Source organism: Isoptericola sp. F-RaC21 (assembly GCF_038593535.1).
In the GTDB taxonomy this organism is placed as follows: Bacteria; Actinomycetota; Actinomycetes; order Actinomycetales; family Cellulomonadaceae; genus Isoptericola.
In genome coordinates this window covers 468,434-487,458 of sequence record NZ_JBCFYX010000004.1, presented here as the reverse complement: position 1 = coordinate 487,458, position 19,025 = coordinate 468,434, and the positions used below count along the sequence as shown (strand labels likewise).

Annotated in this window: 14 protein-coding genes; 6 read left to right on the top strand and 8 right to left on the bottom strand. The window is 73.7% G+C overall.

What is annotated here, in order from left to right; translation table 11 throughout:
* The first annotated feature begins 221 nt into the window (after positions 1-221).
* A complete protein-coding gene (locus AAG589_RS17060) occupies positions 222-1,556 on the top strand; it encodes an MFS transporter (protein ID WP_430568471.1) in 1,335 nt (444 codons plus the stop codon).
* Positions 1,557-1,601: 45 nt separating this feature from the next.
* Here AAG589_RS17060 and AAG589_RS17055 read toward each other — a convergent pair whose 3' ends face one another.
* Positions 1,602-2,867 carry an MFS transporter gene (locus AAG589_RS17055; RefSeq protein WP_430568470.1) on the bottom strand — a complete coding sequence of 422 codons (1,266 nt, stop codon included), beginning with the start codon at positions 2,865-2,867 and terminating at the stop codon, positions 1,602-1,604.
* A 90-nt stretch (positions 2,868-2,957) separates the two neighbouring features.
* Here AAG589_RS17055 and AAG589_RS17050 point away from each other — a divergent pair, with 90 nt between their 5' ends.
* From AAG589_RS17050 to AAG589_RS17040, 3 genes are all read left to right on the top strand, one after another.
* Positions 2,958-3,644, top strand: coding sequence for a YczE/YyaS/YitT family protein (locus AAG589_RS17050; RefSeq protein WP_430568469.1), 687 nt, complete (start codon positions 2,958-2,960; stop codon positions 3,642-3,644).
* 74 nt (positions 3,645-3,718) lie between these two features.
* Entirely contained in the window at positions 3,719-4,039 is a 321-nt protein-coding gene (locus AAG589_RS17045) for a GNAT family N-acetyltransferase (protein WP_430568468.1), read from the top strand.
* Complete coding sequence (locus AAG589_RS17040) at positions 4,036-5,019, top strand: GmrSD restriction endonuclease domain-containing protein (protein WP_430568467.1); 984 nt, start codon at positions 4,036-4,038, stop codon at positions 5,017-5,019. The genes AAG589_RS17045 and AAG589_RS17040 overlap by 4 nt, the downstream gene beginning before the upstream one ends.
* A 4-nt stretch (positions 5,020-5,023) precedes the next feature.
* On the opposite strand, the gene AAG589_RS17035 is transcribed toward AAG589_RS17040, so the two are convergent.
* The 5 genes from AAG589_RS17035 to AAG589_RS17015 form a co-directional block, all read right to left on the bottom strand.
* Positions 5,024-5,872: a YceI family protein gene (locus AAG589_RS17035; protein ID WP_430568466.1), complete on the bottom strand. Its 849-nt coding sequence runs from the start codon at positions 5,870-5,872 to the stop codon at positions 5,024-5,026.
* Positions 5,873-5,877: 5 nt separating this feature from the next.
* Positions 5,878-8,403, bottom strand: coding sequence for an MFS transporter (locus tag AAG589_RS17030; protein WP_430568465.1), 2,526 nt, complete (start codon positions 8,401-8,403; stop codon positions 5,878-5,880).
* Between the two features lie 49 nt (positions 8,404-8,452).
* On the bottom strand, positions 8,453-8,917 hold the full coding sequence (locus tag AAG589_RS17025) for a MarR family winged helix-turn-helix transcriptional regulator (RefSeq protein ID WP_430568464.1): 465 nt from the start codon (positions 8,915-8,917) through the stop codon (positions 8,453-8,455).
* A 113-nt stretch (positions 8,918-9,030) separates the two neighbouring features.
* The gene (gene pgm / locus AAG589_RS17020) at positions 9,031-10,710 is read right to left on the bottom strand and encodes a phosphoglucomutase (alpha-D-glucose-1,6-bisphosphate-dependent) (protein ID WP_430568463.1); all 1,680 of its coding nucleotides are present in this window, start codon (positions 10,708-10,710) and stop codon (positions 9,031-9,033) included.
* Positions 10,711-10,763: 53 nt separating this feature from the next.
* Positions 10,764-12,110 carry an acetamidase/formamidase family protein gene (locus AAG589_RS17015; RefSeq protein ID WP_430568462.1) on the bottom strand — a complete coding sequence of 449 codons (1,347 nt, stop codon included), beginning with the start codon at positions 12,108-12,110 and terminating at the stop codon, positions 10,764-10,766.
* A 271-nt stretch (positions 12,111-12,381) separates the two neighbouring features.
* Here AAG589_RS17015 and AAG589_RS17010 point away from each other — a divergent pair, with 271 nt between their 5' ends.
* Positions 12,382-14,223, top strand: coding sequence for a calcineurin-like phosphoesterase family protein (locus AAG589_RS17010; RefSeq protein ID WP_430568461.1), 1,842 nt, complete (start codon positions 12,382-12,384; stop codon positions 14,221-14,223).
* Positions 14,224-14,227: 4 nt separating this feature from the next.
* Here the strand turns inward: AAG589_RS17010 and AAG589_RS17005 are convergent, their stop codons facing one another.
* Positions 14,228-15,595 carry a M20 family metallopeptidase gene (locus tag AAG589_RS17005; protein ID WP_430568460.1) on the bottom strand — a complete coding sequence of 456 codons (1,368 nt, stop codon included), beginning with the start codon at positions 15,593-15,595 and terminating at the stop codon, positions 14,228-14,230.
* Positions 15,596-15,749: 154 nt separating this feature from the next.
* On the opposite strand from AAG589_RS17005, the gene AAG589_RS17000 reads away from it, so the two are divergent.
* Positions 15,750-17,312 (top strand): AbgT family transporter, encoded by a 1,563-nt coding sequence (locus AAG589_RS17000; protein WP_430568459.1) that lies wholly within the window; start codon positions 15,750-15,752, stop codon positions 17,310-17,312.
* A 17-nt stretch (positions 17,313-17,329) separates the two neighbouring features.
* On the opposite strand, the gene AAG589_RS16995 is transcribed toward AAG589_RS17000, so the two are convergent.
* Positions 17,330-18,964, bottom strand: a complete 1,635-nt coding sequence (locus AAG589_RS16995; protein WP_430568458.1) for a glycoside hydrolase family 10 protein — start codon at positions 18,962-18,964, stop codon at positions 17,330-17,332.
* Between the last annotated feature and the right edge of the window lie 61 nt (positions 18,965-19,025).

The window sequence follows — 19,025 nt, the reverse complement described above, 5'->3', positions numbered from 1 at the left end:
CGTCGTCACGGGGGATCACTGGGGAGTGTCCCGTGGCGGCGCCGCCCCGGCTGGGGTCGGCGCGGGCGCAGCACGGCGCAGGGGGCCGGGCCGCGCCCACGACGCACCGGCGCCGCGGGGTGCGCGCGGCGGCCCCGGGCGGACGATCACCGGACCCTCGACGGAGGGTCCCGGCAGACCCGCCCGGGGTTGCCCGCGGAACACGCCTACCCTGGGACACCGTGCCCCGACTGATCGCCGACCTCACGCCGCTGCGCGTCTCCCCGGCCTTCCGTCGGCTGTGGTGGGGGCTCGGGGTCTCGAACATCGGCACGCAGGTCACCGTGGTCGCGGTGGGCCTGCAGGTGTACGCGCTGACGGGCTCGACGCTCGCGGTGGGCACGCTGGGCATCGCGGCGCTGGTGCCGCTGGTCGCGCTCGGCCTGTACGGCGGGGCGCTGGTGGACCACTACGACCGGCGCCGCGTCTCGCTGCTCGCGTCGGCGGTGCTGTGGCTGGTGACCGCCGCGATCGCGGTGCAGGCGTGGCTCGACGTCGGCTCCGTGAACCTCCTGTACGGGCTGGTGGCGCTGCAGTCCGCGGCGTTCGCCATCAACAACCCGGCGCGCACGTCGATCGTGCCGCGGCTGCTGGAGCCGCAGCTCATGCCGGCGGCCAACGCGCTGCAGACGCTGTCGATGAACGTGGCCCTCACGGGCGGCCCGCTCATCGGCGCGACCCTCGTCGGCTGGGGCGGGTACGGCATCGCCTACACGCTGGACGCGCTGCTGTTCACCGCCGCGCTGTGGGCGGTGTGGCGGCTGCCGGCGGTGCCGCCCGAGCGGGCCACGACCGAGGACGACAGGGGCGAGGACGACACGGCTGAGGACGGCGCCGCGCCCGCCCGGCGGCGCGTCGTCGGGCTGAGCTCCGTGCTCGACGGGCTGCGCTACCTCGCGACGCGGCCCAACGTGCGCACGACGTTCGTCGTCGACCTCGCGGCGATGGTGCTCGCGTTCCCGCGCGTGCTGTGGCCGGCGGCGGGCGCGCTCTACCTGGGCGGCGGGGAGGCGACGACGGGCGTGCTCGCGGCCGGGTTCGCCGTCGGCGGCATCCTGGCGAGCGTCTTCTCCGGCGCCCTGGTCCGCGTGCGGTGGCAGGGCCGGATCATCGTCTGGGCCATCACCTCGTGGGGGCTGTGCGTGGCCGCGTTCGGCGCGGTGCTCGTCGCCGTCGGGCCGGACGCCCCGGACGGCGTCCTGTGGGGCGCCGTCGTGCTCGCGGGCGTGGCGCTGCTGCTGGCGGGCGGGTCCGACGCGATCTCGTCGGTGTTCCGCCAGTCGATCCTGCAGACCGCGACCCCGGACCACATGCGCGGCCGCCTGCAGGGGGTGTTCATCGTCGTCGTGGCGGGCGGGCCCCGGCTCGGGGAGATGGTGCTCGGCTCGGAGGCCACGTGGTTCGGTGAGGGATGGGCGGCCGTGGTCGGCGGGTTGGCGTGCGTCGCCGTGCTGTGGCTGGTCGTGCGGCTGCAGCCCCGGTTCTGGCGCTACGACGCGCACCACCCGGAGCCCTGACCGCCGTGGTGGTCGAGCCTGTCGAGACCCGGGGTTTCGACAGGCTCAACCCACGGTGGGGTCGGCGTACGGACGACGACGCCGCATCCCGGGCAGCGCGACGAGCGCGAGCAGCGCGCAGGCCCAGCCGCCCGACATCGTGACGAGGAACCCGGCGTGCGAGTCCACCGCGTCGACGGCGACGCCCGCCAGCCACGACCCGAGCGAGACGCCCACGCCCAGCGACGTACCGACCCACGTGAGGCCCTCGGTGAGCTGGTGCGGCGCGACGAGCGCCTGCACCAGGGCGTTGCCGTTGATGAGCGTCGGGGCGATGGCGAAGCCGGCCACGAACATCACCACGCCCAGGACCACGAGGTTCTGGACGAAGAAGAACAGGGAGACCCCGACGGCGATCCCGCAGGCCGTGACCGTGAAGCGGATCGACAGCGGGGACACCCAGTGCCGGGCCCCGTACGCCAGGCCGGAGACCATCGAGCCCAGCGCGAAGCAGGCGAGCACCAGCCCGGCGAGGCCCTTGACCCCCTGCTCCTCCGCGAACGCCACGGTGGCGACGTCGCTCGACCCGAACATGACGCCCATGCCGACGAAGACGACGGCGAGCACCGGCATCCCGGGCATGCGGATCGCCGAGCGGCCGCCGCCTTGCGGCAGCGCCGCACGGCCCCGAGCGGGCGGCTCGGTGCGGCGCTGCGTGAGGAACCAGGCGGCGCCGCCGCCGCCCACGACCGCCGCCACCAGCAGACCGCCCGAGGGGATCACCGTCGTCGCGAGCGTCGTCGCCAGCACCGGCCCCACGATGAACACCAGCTCGTCGAGGGCCGACTCCAGGGAGTAGGCGGTGTGCACCCGCTGCGCCTCGGGGAGCACGTGGGACCAGCGGGCCCGGGCGAGCGACCCGTACGAGCCCTGGCTCGCCCCGCCCACCGCGGCGCACACCCACAGCACCCACTCCGGCGCGCCCAGGGCCGCGGCCACGATCAGCCCCAGCAGCCCCACCGTCGTCGCGACCAGCATCGGGGTCATCACACGGGCCTGGCCCGACCGGTCCACGAGGCGGGCGATCTGCGGCGCGACCAGCGCCTGCGCCACCACCAGCACCGCCGACACCCGGCCCGCCATCGCGTACGAGCCGTACAGGGCCTGCACCATGAGCACCGTGCCGATGCCGACCATCGACATCGGCAGCCGGGCGATCACGCCCGCGACCGAGAACCGGGCGGCGCCCGGCACGCGCAGGACGTCGAGATAGGGGTTGCGCTTCCGGGGCCCCGACGCCGCGTCGGGGGTGTCGGGGACGGGAACGTTCACTGCGGGATTCTCCCACCCGAGCCGTGTGTGTGGGGGGTGCGGGCAGCGCCGTCGCGCGCTCCGGGCGACGGCCGCCTACCGTGACGAACCATGACCACCGGAGACCGCGTCCGCGCGGCACAGCTCGTCCCGCGGGGCCTGTGGGCACTCGGCGGCGTCGCCGTGCTCGCCCTCGGGTCGGCCGCGCTGCTGTCCGCGCACGTCGGCGTCGACCCGTTCACGGCCGCGAACATCGGGGTCAGCGGGCACCTCGGCGTCGGGCTGGGGGCGTACCAGCTCGCGGTGAACGTCGTGCTGCTGGTGCCCGTGGTGGTGTGGGCGCGCCGGTACGTCGGCCTCGGCACCGTCATCAACATGGTGATGACAGGCTTCTTCGTCCAGTGGTTCGGCGCCCTGATCGACCCGCTGGTGCCCGACCCGCCCGGCCACCTGCTGCAGGCGGTCCTGTTCGGAGTGGGGATCGTCCTGTTCACCGCGGGGGCGTCCGCCTACATGACCGCCGGGATCGGCACGGCGCCGTACGACGCGATCGCGCCGATCGTCGTCGACCGCACCGGCTGGCGCTACCGGGCGGTGCGCGTGGTCCAGGACCTGGTGTTCGTCGGGCTCGCGGTCGCGTTCGGCGGCCCGGTGGGGGTGGGCACCGTCATGACGGCGTTCTTCGCCGGGCCCCTCATCGACTTCTTCACCGAGCGGGTCAACACGCCGCTGCTGCACCGCCTGCTGCCGACCGACGCGGCCGCGACCCCGACGCGGCCCCGATCGACGCGGTCCTGATCGACGCGGTGACGTCCGTCTCGCTGCGGCACGGGGTGTGACGGATGTCGGCGACAGCGGCCAGGATGGGGGCCATGAACGACTCCCCGACCCCCGTGACGGTCGTCGACGACCGCGACCACCAGGTCTTCCTCGCCCGGCTCGACGACGGGCGCCGCGCCGGCGGCGCGTACTACGAGCGGAAGGACGAGGCGGGCACGGCCGTCGTCGTCTTCACGCACACCGAGGTGGACCCGGCGTTCGAGGGGCAGGGCGTCGGGTCGCAGCTCGCCGCCGGGGCGCTCGACCAGGTGCGCGCGGCGGGAGAGAAGATCGTGCCGCTGTGCCCGTTCATCAAGGCGTACGTGCAGCGGCACCCGGAGTACGCCGACCTGCTCGCGCACCCCGCCCGGTGAGGGCGGTCAGCACCACCCGGCGCGGCGGGCTCGCGGCGCTGGGTGCCTCCGTCGCGCTCCTGCTCGGCGCGTGCGCGGGCGGGCTCGACCCCGCCTCGTCCGGCCCCGGCGGCGCGGACGACGAGCCGCCGGCGGCGACGGCCACGACGGGGACGGCTGCCCCCGAGGAGTCCGAGCGCCCGGGATCCGCACCCGCCGCGTCCGGCACCGCGCTCGCCGCGCTCGACGCGCTGCCGGTCAAGGGCCGCGCACCGAAGACGGGCTACGCGCGCGACCAGTTCGGCCCGGCGTGGGCCGACGTCGACCACAACGGGTGCGACACCCGCAACGACATCCTGGCGCGCGACCTGACCCGCACCGTCACGGACCCCGGCACGCACGACTGCATCGTGCTGCGCGGCGTGCTCGCCGACCCGTACACCGGCACGCGGATCGACTTCCTGCGCGGGCAGGCCACGTCCACCGCCGTACAGATCGACCACGTCGTGGCGCTGTCCGACGCGTGGCAGAAGGGCGCCCAGCAGCTCGACGGCGAGGCGCGCCGACAGCTCGCCAACGACCCGCTGAACCTGCTCGCCGTCGACGGCCCCACCAACGCGGGCAAGAGCGACGGGGACGCCGCGACCTGGCTGCCGCCGTCGAAGGCGTTCCGCTGCCAGTACGTGGCGCGCCAGGTGGCCGTGAAGCAGGCCTACGGGCTGTGGGTCACCCAGGCCGAGCACGACGCCGTCGAGCGCGTGCTCACGCGCTGCCCCGACGAGCCGCTGCCCTCGGGCGGCGCCGCGCCGACGCTCGACGACGCGACGTCGGACCCGACGTCCGACCCGACAGCCGACGCGACCGACCCGACGGACGGCGGGCAGACGCCGTTCGCGAGCTGCGCCGAGGCCCGGGCCGCCGGCGCGGCGCCGGTCCGCCGCGGCGACCCGGGCTACTCGTCGCGGCTGGACGGCGACGGCGACGGGGTCGGCTGCGAGTAGCCGGTCAGCCGGGCAGGGTATCGCCCTGCGCCGCCTGGATCTCCAGCTCCACCTTGAGGGTGGTGCCGACGATGGCGACGCCGGCCGCGGCGACCTCGTTGTACCGGATGGCGAAGGCGTCGCGGCGCAGCTCGGTGGTGGCGCGGAACGCCGCACGCACCACCCCCTGCGCGTCGGCGCCGGTGCCCAGGTAGGTCAGGTCCAGGTCGACCGGGTGGGCGAGCCCGTGCAGGGTGAGGTCGCCGTGCACGGTCCAGCGGCCGTCGGCGACCGGCGTCATCCCCGTGGAGCGGTACGTGATGTGCTCGTACCGCTCCACGTCGAGGAAGTCCGCCGAGCGCAGGTGCCCGTCCCGGTAGGCGTTGCCGGTGTCGATGGACGCCGCGGCGATCACCGCGGCCACGCCGGAGCGGGAGACGTCGCCGGACGCGACGTCGATCCGGCCGGCGAGCTCCGTGAACCGGCCCCGCACGCTGGAGATCCCCAGGTGCTGCGCCACCGCCGTCACCGACGAGTGCGCCGGGTCGATCGTCCACGGGCCCGGCGGCGGCAGCTCCGTGCCGCCCTGCCGCGCCAGCGTCACGGTGCCGACCGCGGCGCGGCCCGCGGCGGTGACGATCGCCGACGTCGCGGCGGGCGCGTAGCCCACCGCCGTGACGATCGCCACGTACGCCCCCGGCGCGAGCGCGGCCTCGCCGCGGACCGCGCCCTCGTCGTCCGCGGCCACCCGCAGCACCTGGGCGCCGGCGGAGTCCGTGAGGGTGACGACGGCGTGCGGCACCGCCCACCCGTCGCGCGTCCGGACGGTCGCCGTCAGCACGCCGCTCGCCCGCCCGACCTGCTCGCTCGTCACGTCGCTCACTCGTCCGGGTGGGCGAGCGCGATGTCGTGACCGTCGACGCCCGCGCCGGCGAGGCTGAGCGCCGTCGCCGCCGGCGGGTAGCCCGTCGCGATCACGGTGTACTCGCCGCCGTCCAGGTCGGTGAACGCGTAGGCGCCGTCGGCGCCGGTCGTGGCCGTCCCGGCGACGTTGCCCGCCGCGTCGACGAGGGTCACGCGGGCGTCCGGGAGCGGGCCGTGCGGGGAGCGCACGACGCCGGTCACGCGGGCGCCGGCGGCCAGCTCCACCTCGACGCGCGTCACGCCGGTGGCGCCGACCTCGACGGGCAGGGCCCGCGGCCGGAACCCGTCGGCGTTGACCGCCACCGTGACGGGGCCCGGCACGAGCTCCTCGAGGGCGAACGTGCCGTCCTCCGCCGTGCCGGTGCTCGCCTGCAGGTCGCCGCGCACGTCGGTGACCAGCACCATCGCGCCCGCGACGGGCTGCTGGTCGGGGCCGCGGACGATGCCGCGCAGGCCGCTGGTGCCGCTGAGCAGCACGTCGTGGGCCAGCGGCGTCGAGCCGACCACGATCGTGGAGGCCTGCGGCTGGAAGCCGTCGGCCGAGGCGATGAGCACGTAGGTGCCGGCGCCCGGGGCGTCGACCGCGTACGCGCCGTCGGACCGCGCGATCGCCAGGCCGAGCTGGCGCCCGCCCAGCGAGATGAGCGTGATCGCCGCCTGCGGCAGCGGGTGCCCCTCGGCGCCGCGGACCAGGCCGTGCACCGGCACCCCGCCACCGCCCTCGAGGGCGGCCGACGTTCCGGGGACGAGGGCCGCCTGGGCGGGGCCGGCGCCGGGCATCCCGCCCGCCGGGTCCGCCGTCGTGGCTGCCGTCGCCGGGGACGCCTGCGTCGCGCCCACCGTCGCGAGCTCCTCGGCCGGGCCGGTGGCCTCGGCCTCGGCCGCCTGCTCGAGCCCGGCCTGCGTGCGCAGCGGCACCTCCTTGATGAAGATCACCAGCAGGAACGCGACGAACGCGGCGCAGGCGCCGATCGCGAAGACGTCCGCGATGCCGTCGCCGTAGGCGCTCTCCATGACGGTGCGCAGGGGCCCGGGGAGCGCGTCCATGTCCGGGATGGCGCCGGACGCGGCACCGCTGCCCTGGGCGAGCTCGGCACCCTTCGGGCCGAGGTCGGCCAGCCCGTCCTTGACGTAGTCGGTGACCCGGTTCGCCAGGACGGCGCCCAGCGCGGAGACGCCGATCGCGCCGCCGAGCGAGCGGAAGAAGTTGATCGTGGAGCTGGCCGCGCCGAGCTCGTGCGGGCCCACCTGGTTCTGTGTCGCGAGCACGAGGTTCTGCATCATCATGCCGACGCCCAGGCCCATCAGCGCCATGAAGACGGCGACGTGCCAGTACTCGGTGTCGTACTCGATGGTGCTCAGCAGGCCGAGACCGCCGGTGAGGAGCACCGCGCCCGTGACGAGCCAGGCCTTCCACCGGCCGGTCTTGGTGATGATGAGGCCGGAGACCGTGGAGGAGACGAACAGGCCGCCGATCATCGGGATGGTCATGACGCCGGCCATCGTCGGCGACTTGTCGCGGGCCAGCTGGAAGTACTGGCTGAAGAAGATGGTGCCGGCGAACATCGCCACGCCCACGAACAGCGACGAGGTGCTCGCGATGGCGACCGTGCGGTTCTTGAACAGGTGCATCGGGATGACCGGCTCGGACACCTTGGTCTCGACCAGGATGAACAGCAGGATGAGGACGAGCGCGCCGCCCGTCATCGTGTAGGTCTGCCAGGAGTTCCAGTCGTACTTGTCGCCGGCGAAGGTGACCCACAGCAGCAGCAGGCAGACCGCGGCCGTCGAGAGGAAGGCGCCGCCCCAGTCGATCTTGACGTTGTCCCGCTTGACGACGGGCAGGTGCAGCGTCTTCTGCAGCACGATGATCGCGATGATCGCGAACGGGATCCCGACGTAGAAGCACCAGTGCCAGCCGAGCCAGTCGGTGTCGGTGATGACCCCGCCCAGCAGCGGGCCGCCGACCGTGGCGACGGCGAACGTCGCGCCCAGGTAGCCGGAGTACCGGCCGCGCTCCCGCGGCGCGATCATCGACGCCATGATGACCTGGGCGAGCGCGGACAGGCCGCCGCCGCCGATGCCCTGGAAGACGCGGCAGACGATCAGCCACTCCGGGGACTGCGCCATCCCGGCGGCCGCCGAGGCGAGGACGAAGATCACCAGGGCGACCTGGACCAGGACCTTCTTGCTGAAGAGGTCGGCGAGCTTGCCCCACAGCGGGGTGCTCGCCGTCATCGCCAGGAGCGAGGCGGTGACCACCCAGGTGTAGGCGGACTGGCCGCCGCCCAGGTCCGCGATGATCTCGGGCAGGGCGTTCGACACGATCGTGGACGACAGGATCGCGACGAACATGCCGAGCAGGACGCCGGTGAGCGCCTCCAGGACCTGCCGGTGGGTCATCGAGAACCCGGCGCCGCCGGGTTCGGGGTGCCCTCCGCGCTTGGCGTGGGCAGGCGCCGACGCTGTCGTGGTTGCCATGAGTTCCTCTCGAGGTGCTGCGTGATGCTGCGTGGGGTGGGGCGGGCCGTCAGGCGCGCGCCGGGACCGCGGGACGGGCGGTCGGGGTGCAGTCGGCGAAGCTGCCGTGCAGCCGGGCCATGAGCTCGGTCAGCCGGTCGATCTCCTCGTCGTGCCAGTCGCCCATGCGCTCGGCGAGCAGGCCGGTGGTGCGTTCGGAGATCTGCTCGAGCTTCCGCCGGCCGGCCGGGGTGAGGCTGAGGATCCACGACCGGCGGTCCTCCGGGTCGTGCGTGCGCTCGACCCAGCCCTGCTCGACGGCGTGGGAGGCGTGCCGGCTGGCGACGGACGGGTCGAGCCAGAGCTGGTCGGCGAGCCGGCTCAGCCGCATCGACCCCTGTCGGCGCAGGGTCGACATGACGGCGGTCGGCCCCACGGCGCAGTCCTGCGGCAGGTTGCGCACGATGGTCCGCTTGACGACTCCGACGGCGCGCAGCTGGCGCTGCAGCTCCTCGTACCGTGCGTGTTCAGGCATGCGTGCCCACCCCCATGTTGGTTGCGGGGAGCAAACATAAAAAGGTTGCCTGCTGAAATCAACTTCTGACCGCGATGCGGACGCGGCCCGTCCTGGTGCTCCTCAGGGAACGGTCAGGCGTCGCCGAGCGCGCCGTCGACCAGCTCCTTGGCGGCGTCCTGCACCTGCGCAAGATGGTCCGCGGAGACGAACGACTCGGCGTAGATCTTGTACACGTCCTCCGTGCCCGACGGGCGGGCCGCGAACCACGCGTCCTGCGTGGTCACCTTGAGCCCGCCGACCTTGGCCCCGTTGCCCGGCGCCTCGGTGAGCGTCGCGGTGATGTCCTGACCGGCGAGCGTCGTGGACGTGACCTCGTCGGGGGAGAGGGCGGACAGCCGCGACTTCTGCGCGCGGGTGGCCGGGGCGTCCACGCGGGCGTACCAGGACTCGCCGTAGCGGCCCACGAGGTCGGCGTGGTGCTCGGACGGCGTGCGGCCGGTGGTCGCGATGATCTCCGACGCCAGCAGCGCCAGCAGCAGTCCGTCCTTGTCCGTGGACCAGACGCGGCCGTCGCGGCGCAGGAACGACGCCCCGGCCGACTCCTCGCCGCCGAAGCCCACCTCGCCGTTCAGCAGGCCCGGCACGAACCACTTGAAGCCGACCGGCACCTCGACCAGCGCCCGGCCCAGGCCCGCCACCACGCGGTCGATGAGCGCCGACGACACGAGCGTCTTGCCGACCGCCGTGCCCTCGGGCCAGCCCGGGCGCGCCCCGCCGTACAGGTACTCGATCGCGACGGCCAGGTAGTGGTTCGGGTTCATCAGCCCCGCGTCGGGCGTGACGATGCCGTGCCGGTCGGAGTCCGCGTCGTTGCCGGTCGCGACGTCGAACGGCGCGTCGCCCTTCATCCGCTCCACCAGCGACGCCATCGCGTACGGGGAGCTGCAGTCCATGCGGATCTTGCCGTCCCAGTCGAGCGTCATGAACGACCAGCGCGGGTCCACCTGCGGGTTCACCACGGTGAGGTCCAGGTCGTACCGCTCGCCGATGGCGCCCCAGTACTCCACCGACGCGCCGCCCAGCGGGTCCGCGCCGATGCGGACGCCGGCGGAGCGGATCGCCTCGAGGTCGACGACGTTCGGCAGGTCGTCGACGTACGTGGTGAGGAAGTCGTGCTTGTGCGTCGTGTCGGCGGCGAGCGCCTCCTCGAGCGAGACGCGGCGCACGGACGCGAGGCCGCCGGTGCGCAGGATCTCGTTGGCGCGGTCCGCGATCCAGCCCGTCGCTTCGGACCCGGCGGGCCCGCCGTGGGGCGGGTTGTACTTGAAGCCGCCGTCGCGCGGCGGGTTGTGCGACGGCGTGACGACGATGCCGTCTGCCAGCCCCGGGCCCTGCGTGCGCACGCCGTCGCCGGTCGTCGCGCCGTTGTGGATGAGGATCGACTGCGAGACGGCGGGCGTCGGGGTGAACGAGTCGCGCGCGTCGACCATCACCGTGACGCCCGCCGCGGCGAGCACCTCCAGCGCCGTCTGCCACGCCGGCAGCGACAGGGCGTGCGTGTCCCGGCCGATGAACAGCGGCCCGTCCGTGCCCTGCGACGCGCGGTACTCGACGATCGCCTGCGTGACCGCCGCGATGTGCGCCTCGTTGAACGCCGTGTCCAGGCTGGAGCCGCGGTGCCCGGACGTGCCGAACACCACCTGCTGCGCCGGGTCCGAGACGTCCGGCACGAGGTCGTAGTACGCCCCCACCACCTGGTCGACGTCGATGAGGTCGATGTCCTGGGCCGGCTTCCCCGCGCGCTCGTGCATGGGGTCGATCTTGCCAGGCGACCCCGTCGGGTGTCAGGGCGGTCCGGCCGACGTCAGCGGCGGAAGTCCGCCTTGCGGACCAGCCCGTGCACGCCCACGGTGCGGTCGACGACCTGCGAGACGGCGAAGTCGGCCGCCGCGGACAGGTAGGCGTACGCGATCGCGCGGTCCAGGCCCTGGTCGTGCTCGAGGAAGTCGAGGGCGTTGACGACGGCGCGGCGCATCGCGACGTCGAGGTCGCTGCCGTTGCCGCCGACGGCCCCGTCCGGGTCGGACAGGCCGATGGGGATCCACGCGTCGTCGGTCTCGGCGAACGGGTAGGAGTAGGCGACGGACGGCGCGTCGCCGGAGCCCGGCTTGCACACCGTGAGGCGGAACGTGCCGCGCAGCGAGCCCTCCATCGCGGTGAGCGCCACCTCGCCGTCGCCCATCGCCATGTGCGGGTCGCCCACGTAGAACAGGGCGCCCGGCGCGCGCACGGGCAGGTAGAACGTGGAGCCCGCGCCCAGCTGGCTGATGTCGATGTTCCCGCCGCCGAGCGTGGGCGGGATCGAGTTCGCCTCGGGCGCGGTGAGGCCGGTGTTCTCCGAGAACGCCACGCCCATCGTGCCGAAGAAGCACCGCAGCGGGAACGACACCCGCGAGCCTCCCTCGCCGATGACGGCCCGCTTCCCCTGGATCCGTGCGAGCACCGACACGTTGCCGTACTCGGTGGGGATGCCGGAGGCGCGGCCGTCCGTCGCGACGGGCGGCATCACCTCGTCGAGGGTGATGCCCGCGGGCGCGCCGCCGCCGGTCAGCGCGAGCGCGCCCTTGCCGTGCCGCGAGGAGATGACCCCGTACGGGACACGCGGGGCGACGTCGAGCGTCTCGATCTTCAGCACGTCGCCCGGCTCGGCGCCGTCGACGTGCACCGGGCCGGTGATGACGTGCGGGCCGTCGGCGTCGAAGTCGCGCGGCGTGCGGTCGTAGCCGCCGGCGATGGCGACGGCGTCGTCCAGCACCTCGCGGCGGCGCACGCCCCGCTCGCCGAACCACGCGACGGGGTCGCGCCCCTGGTCCTCGAGGATGCCCTCGTGCGAGACGGAGTCGATCGTGATGGTGCGGCCGGAGCGGACCCGTGTCACGGCCGTCGCGTGCACCGACGGGACGTACCCCCACAGGACGTCGTCGACGTCCGAGCCCAGGTAGTGGTCCCCGCGGATGCGGCCCCGGCCCGGCTGCAGGATGCCGCCGAAGCCCGCACCGCCACCCTTCCGGGTCGTGGGAGCGGCGACGGCCGGCACGGCCGAGCCGACCGTCAGCGCGGCCCCCGCGCCCACTCCGGCCGCGGCCTGGAGGAAGCGGCGGCGGCCGAGGCCGGCGGTGAGGGTCTCGGCGGCGTCTCGTCCGTCGTGCATGGTGCTCCTCCTGAGGTCGGGCCTGGTTCGTCGACTGGGCCCGACGGTAGGCAGCGCGCATGACGCCCGTGTTCGGGACGGGTGTCCACGGGGTAACGGACGCGCCGCGTTCGCTGGGAGTTCGCCGGGGCCGCTCTGACGTTCCGCTGCCCGGTGTCTCGGCGTCACCGGACGGTTGCCTCGGCTGCCTACCGTCGTCGCCATCGGCATGCCGGAGCGCCCTGACGAGGGCGTGTACTCGATCCGCTCTCTCAGACCCCGGAGGAAGTACATGAACCCCCGCAGCATCCGCCAGGCCTGTGCCGTCGCCGGGACCGCCTCGCTCGTCGGGCTGGTCCTCGTGGCGCCGGGCGCCGCGGCCGCGCCGTCGCCCGACCCGGCTCCGACGACCGCGGCACAGGCGGCCGCGGCCGCCCAGCGCGCCCAGGCAGGCCTGTACACCGGCCACGTCGAGGTCGTCCGCGGCGAGGCCGCCGACCCCGAGGTGCTCACCGGCACCGTGTTCCACGACAAGGACGAGGACTCCACCCAGGACAAGGGCGAGAAGGGCGTCGCCGGCGTCCAGGTGTCCAACGGGCGCGACGTCGTCACGACCGACGGCAAGGGCCGCTACAGCATCCCCGCGTTCGACGACATGACCGTCTTCGTCACCCAGCCCGCGGGCTACCAGGTGCCGGTGGACGAGAACGCCATCGCCCAGTTCAGCTACAACCACTCGCCCGAGGGCTCGCCCGACCTGAAGTACGGGGGTCTCGAGCCCACCGGGCCGCTGCCGCAGGCCGTCAACTTCCCGCTCGGGAAGTCGAAGGCGACCGGCAAGGCGAAGCAGAGCTGCCCGATCGCGTCCGACACGCAGGCGTACAACATGACCGAGATGGGCTACGCCCGTGACGGCGCCGTGGCGGACCTCATGGACCGCGACGACTACGCCGGCTGCGGCATCCTCATGCTCGGCGACAACGTGGGCGACGACCTGAGCCTCAACCCGGCGCTCAAGGACATCTACGCCGCCGCCAACGGGCCGGTCCGCCTGGCGCCCGGCAACCACGACATGGACTACGACGCCGTGGACGACTCGCACGCCCTCGACACGTTCCGCCAGCAGTTCGGGCCGGGCTACTTCTCCTACGACGTCGGGCAGGCGCACGTCGTCGTCCTCGACAACATCGTCTACAACGGCGCCAAGCCGGACGGCAAGAACGGCGGCTACCTCGAGAAGATCGACGAGCAGCAGCTCGCCTGGCTCGAGGCGGACCTCGCGGAGGTGCCGAAGAACAAGCTCGTCGTGGTCGCGGCCCACGCGCCGATCCTCGACCACCGCGAGGTCATCACCGACAACGCCCCCGAGCTGTACGACGTGCTGCGCGGGCGCAACGCCGTCACCGTCGGCGGCCACACGCACATGCTGGAGAACCTCCTGCCCGGCGACACCCGCGCCGAGTGGCAGGAGGGCGGCGTCGACGAGCTCGAGCACACCCAGCTCGTGGCCGGCGCCGTCTCGGGCGACTGGTACTCCGGCGGCCTGGACGAGCACGGCCTGCCGTTCGCGTACATGGCCGACGGCGCCCGCCCGGGCGTCCTCACCCTGGAGCTCGACGGCAACGCGTTCTCCGAGCGGTACACGATCCGCGGCGAGTCGGACGACCTGCAGCTCGCGCTCGGCGTGAACACGCCGCACTGGCGGGACTGGGCGGCCGACGCGCTCGCCTGGCGCGACGGCGGCAAGGTCGGCGACGCACCGGCGCTCGGCGACCAGCACCTGGTGAGCGCCGAGGACCTCGCGGGCGACAGCTGGCTCACGACCAACTTCTACGCCGGCTCGTCGGACGCGCGCGTCGAGGTGTCGATCGACGGCGGCGCCGCGGTCGAGGCCGAGCACACGCAGCCGATGACCGGCGAGAGCCTGCACACCGGGTGGGAGTTCTCCGACCCGTCGGCGGCCACGCGCAACCTGCTCACCAGCGGGAACGCGACGCGGTCCAACGCGCACCTGTGGCGCCTGCCGATCCCCGAGGACCTCGAGGAGGGCACGCACGCCGCGACCGTGACGGCCACCGACCACCGGGGCCGGGAGTTCACCGACACCGTGCGGTTCACCGTCGGCAGCCGCTGACCCCTCAGGCGAAGTAGCGCGGCACGTCCAGCGGGCCGCCGTGCGCGACGAACTCGTCGTGCACGGCGGTCCGCAGCGCGTCGTCCGTCAGGTACTCGAGCGCCGTGAGGGCCAGCCCGACGGCGCCGTCGACGGCGGCGGGCACGGCCGCCGGGCCGCCCGCGGCGGCGGCGAACTCGGCGGTGTGCAGGGCGACGTCGGGCGCCGCGACCTGGATCAGCGGGTGCATCCCGGGCACGCGGAAGGACACGTTGCCGAAGTCGGTGGACGCCGCGAGGGTCTCGGAGACGACGCCGGCCGGCAGCGGGTCGCGGCCGCGCCGCCGCTGCGCCGCCACCCAGCGCTCGGTGAGGGCGGCGTTGGTGCGCACGGGCAGGCTCGGCAGCGCGCCGTCGTCCCAGACGATCTCCACCTCGGTGCCGGTCATGAGCGCGGCGCCCCGCGCGACGTCGTCGAGCCGGGCGGACAGGTCGCGCAGGGTGTCGGGGTACTTGGACCGGGCGTACAGCCGCATGACGGCGCGCTCGGTGATGATGCTCGGGCGGGTGCCGCCCTCGACGATCGTCGCGTGCACGCGGTCCACGGGCGGCAGCTGCTGCCGCAGCAGGCCGATGCCCTGGTAGGCGAGGTTCGCGGCGTCGAGCGCGTTGCGGCCCATGAACGGCTGGGCGGACGCGTGCGCCGGGCGGCCCGTGAACGTCCAGGTGAGCAGGCGCCGGCCCAGCCACACCTGGTCGGCGACGTCCTGGCCGTACGGGTGGACCATGATCGCCGCGTCCACGTCCTCGAACGCGCCGGCGCGGGCCAGCACCTCCTTGCCGGAGTGGCCCTCCTCGGCGGGCGTGCCCAGCAGCACCACGCGGCCCGCGGGCGCGTCCGCACCCGACAGCACGTCGCGCAGCGCCAGGAACGCGCCGACGCCCGCAGCGGCGATGACGTTGTGGCCGCAGGCGTGGCCGATGACGGGCAGCGCGTCGTACTCCGCGCAGATCGCGATCGTCGGCCCGTCGCCGGATCCGTGCAGCTCCGCGCGGAACGCCGTCGGGACGCCGTGGGCGCCGGGCTCGGCGTCGATCCCGTGCCGGGCCAGCACCTCGACCAGCAGGGCGGCGCTGCGGTGCTCCTCGAACGCCGGCTCGGGGTCGGCGTGCAGGCGCTCGACGACCTCGCGCAGGTCGGGCTCCAGCGCCTCGGCCGCGCGCTCGACGGCGTCGGCGACGGCGGCGGGCAGCAGCGAGGGGGCGACGTCGACGGGCGGGGCCGACCGCCGGCGCTCCTCGCTCTCGTGGAACAGGTGGTCGAGGTAGGCGGTGCTCGGGCGGGCGGAGGGCACGGTCGGGTCAGGCACGGCGTTCGCGTCGGGCACGGTCATGTCAGGCATCGTAGGGAAGCCGCCGCGGCGCGCGGGAGGAATCGTGCGAATCTCATGATGCGGACGATTCCGTCGATCTCTCGCCACGGGTGACCGGGGCCACTACGTTCGGGCGGACACGCCCGCGGCGGCGGGCCTGACCCGAGGAGACCGCGTGACCACCTCCGTCGACGCACGATCCCGCACCGACCGGTTCCTGGCGGCGGTGGAACGGGTCGGCAACAGGCTGCCCGAGCCGTTCACCCTGTTCCTCATCCTGTTCGGCGTCATCGCGGTGGCGTCCACCGGGATGGCGCTCGCCGGCGTCACGGTGCAGATGCCCGGCAGCGACGAGGTCGTCGAGGTCAAGGGCCTGTTCACGGCCGAGGGGATGACCTGGCTCACCGAGAACCTCGGCGAGAACTTCCTCGGCTTCCCGCCGCTGGTCACCGTGCTGCCGATCCTCATGGCGGTGGGCGTGGCGGAGAAGTCCGGGCTGCTGGGCGCCGCGGTGCGCTACGCGTTCGGCTCCGCGCCGCGCTGGGCGCTCGCGTACGCCGTCGGCCTCGTCGGCGTGATGGGCAGCATCATGTCGGACACCGCGTTCATCATCATCCCGCCGCTCGCGGCCATGGTGTTCCGGGCCGCCGGCCGGCACCCGGTCGCGGGCCTGCTCGGCGGGTTCGCGGCGGCCGGCGCGGGGTACTCCACGAACATCCTCGTCACCAGCCTCGACGCGCTCTTCGCGGGCATCACCAGCTCGGTCGCGCAGATCCTGCCGGACCCGGGCTCGCCCGTGAACCCGCTGTCGAACTGGTTCTTCAACGCCGTCTCGTCGATCGCCCTGGCCCTGCTCGCGGGCTTCCTCATCGACAAGCTGCTCGAGCCGCGCATCCGCCGGCAGGGCGTCCCCACCGAGCAGGTGGTCGAGGACGGCGAGGACCCGCTCGCGAACGCGTCCGCGGCCACGACGGCGGACGAGCGCCGCGGGCTGCGCAACGCGCTCGTCGTGGCGCTCGGCGTCGCCGCGGTCATGGCGGTCGCCGTGCTCGTGCCGGCGTCGCCGTGGCGCAACGAGGACGGCGCGTTCCTGCCCGAGTCGCCGCTGCTCAGCTCGATCGTGTTCATCGTCTTCACGCTGTTCCTGGTGCCGGCGATCGTCTACGGGCGTGCGGTCGGGACGGTGCGGCGGTTCGAGGACGTGCCGATCATGTTCGGCCAGGCGCTCAAGGACATGATCGGGTTCGTCGTGCTGGCGTTCGTGCTCGGCCAGTTCATCGCGCTGTTCAACTGGTCCGGCGTCGGGCAGTGGATCGCGGTGTCCGGGGCGTCGGCGCTCGAGTCGATCGGCCTCACCGGTTACGGGGCGATCCTCGGCTTCCTCGTCGTCGCCTCGCTGCTCAACCTGTTCATCATCTCGGGCTCGGCGCTGTGGACGCTCATGGCCGCCGTCTTCGTGCCCATGTTCGCCCTCATCGGGTACGAGCCGGCGTTCGTGCAGGCGGCGTTCCGGGTGGGCGACTCCGCGACGCAGATCATCACGCCGCTCAACCCGTACATGATCGTGCTGCTCGCCTACCTGCGGCGGTGGGAGCCCAGCGCCGGGCTCGGCACCGTGATGGCGCGGCTGCTGCCGTTCACCGTCTGCTTCTGGCTGGTGTGGGCCGCGATCCTCACGGTGTTCTTCTTCCTCGACCTGCCCGTGGGCCCCGGCAACGGGATCTTCCTCGACGGCTGACCCCGTCGCCGGGACGGTCACGCGCGCTGGTTGCGGCTGGGCCGGGACTCGTTCCAGAGCCGGTCGAGCGCGGTGACGGCGTACGCATGGCGCTCGCCCGGCGTCGCCGTGGTGTCCGTGAAGCCGTGCAGCACGCCCCCGTCGGAGCGGACGGTGCCGAGCAGCTGCGTGGCGTCGTCCACGTCCACGCGGCCGCCGGCCGGTGCGCGGTAGACCGCGAACGACGTCGCGCGGCGGCGGTGCGGGGCCGCGTCCACCCAGCGCAGCTCGACGCCGTCGTCGCCGGGGCGGGCGTGCGTGAGCACGGGCGGCTGCACGCGCGTGCCCGGCAGGTGCGGCATCGTCGGCACCAGCGCGGGGTGCGCGTAGTGGTCGGCGCGCACGCGCGACATCGAGCTCTGCGGGTCCTGCGGCACGTGCACGGCCGAGAAGTAGACGTTGCCGTGCACGGGCGTCCCCTGCGCGGTGACCTCCGCGCAGAACGTGAGGTGGTTGCTCAGCTCCGCGGGGTCGGTGAACACGCCGGACGTCACCTTGTACAGGGCTTCCCCGACGTAGAGATGGGTGCCGGACGTCGCCGCGACGTCGGCCCACCACGGCACGAGCTTGCGGTAGTCGGCGACGGCCAGGCCGAACTGCCAGTAGATCTGCGGGTTGATGTAGTCGAGCCAGCCCTCGAGGACCCACTTCCGGGTGTCGGCGAACTGCAGGTCGTAGCTCTGCGAGCCGCTCGTGTCGGAGCCCCGCGGGTCGGTCGACGCGTTGCGCCAGATGCCGAACGGGCTGATGCCGAACTTGACCCAGGGCTTGAGCTGCTTGATCCGCTCCGAGATCGTCCGGACGAACTCGTCGACGTTGTGCCGGCGCCAGTCCTCGATCGTCGCGAAGCCGGCGCCGTGCTCGGCGTACGTGCCGGCGTCGGGCAGGGTCTGGCCGGCCACGGGGTACGGGTAGAAGTAGTCGTCGAAGTGCACGCCGTCGACGTCGTAGTGCTCCACGCTGTGCAGGATCGCGGCGTAGATGTGCTCGCGGACCTCCGGCAGGCCCGGGTCGAAGTAGAGCTTGCCGCCGTACGGCCACACCCAGTCGGGGTGCTGCCGGGCGGGGTGGGTGGGCACGAGCTTCGCCGGGTCGGTCTGCATGGACACGCGGTACGGGTTGTACCAGGCGTGCAGCTCGAGGTTGCGGGCGTGCGTCTCCGCCACGACGAAGGCGAGCGGGTCGAAGCCCGGGTCGCCGCCCTGCGTGCCGGTGAGGTACTGCGACCACGGCTCGTACGGGCTGGGCCAGAAGGCGTCCGCCGTCGGGCGCACCTGCACGAAGACGGCGTTGAGGTGCATCCCGACGGCCACGTCGAGCCAGTGGACGTACTCGCCCTTGAGCTCGTCGGCGCTCAGGCCGGTGCGCGATGGCCAGTCGATGTTGACGACGGACGAGATCCACATCGCACGCAGCTCGCGCTTGCGGGCGGTGGTGCCGGCAGCCCCGGCGTCGTCCGTGTCGGCGGCGGCCCCGGTCGCCGCGGCGGGCGTCATCGAGCCGACGGTCACGGACAGCGCCGAGCCGGCGACGCCCGCCGTCGCGAGGGAGAGGAAGCCGCGGCGCCCGAGGGAGCGGTCGGGGGAGCTGGCGGTCGGATCGGGGTGCGTCATTGCAGACCTCCGGTGGTCAGGCGTGGGTAAGGGAGTTTCACGCTCACTGGTACCTGTGAAG

Coding starts and splice junctions, on each gene's coding strand:
- AAG589_RS17050 (WP_430568469.1), top strand. CDS start 2,958: ATGACCACCGGAGACCGCGTCCGCGCGGCACAGCTCGTCCCGCGGGGC.
- AAG589_RS17045 (WP_430568468.1), top strand. CDS start 3,719: ATGAACGACTCCCCGACCCCCGTGACGGTCGTCGACGACCGCGACCAC.
- AAG589_RS17030 (WP_430568465.1), bottom strand. CDS start 8,403: ATGGCAACCACGACAGCGTCGGCGCCTGCCCACGCCAAGCGCGGAGGG.
- AAG589_RS17025 (WP_430568464.1), bottom strand. CDS start 8,917: ATGCCTGAACACGCACGGTACGAGGAGCTGCAGCGCCAGCTGCGCGCC.
- pgm (WP_430568463.1), bottom strand. CDS start 10,710: ATGCACGAGCGCGCGGGGAAGCCGGCCCAGGACATCGACCTCATCGAC.
- AAG589_RS17015 (WP_430568462.1), bottom strand. CDS start 12,110: ATGCACGACGGACGAGACGCCGCCGAGACCCTCACCGCCGGCCTCGGC.
- AAG589_RS17010 (WP_430568461.1), top strand. CDS start 12,382: ATGAACCCCCGCAGCATCCGCCAGGCCTGTGCCGTCGCCGGGACCGCC.
- AAG589_RS17005 (WP_430568460.1), bottom strand. CDS start 15,595: ATGACCGTGCCCGACGCGAACGCCGTGCCTGACCCGACCGTGCCCTCC.
- AAG589_RS16995 (WP_430568458.1), bottom strand. CDS start 18,964: ATGACGCACCCCGATCCGACCGCCAGCTCCCCCGACCGCTCCCTCGGG.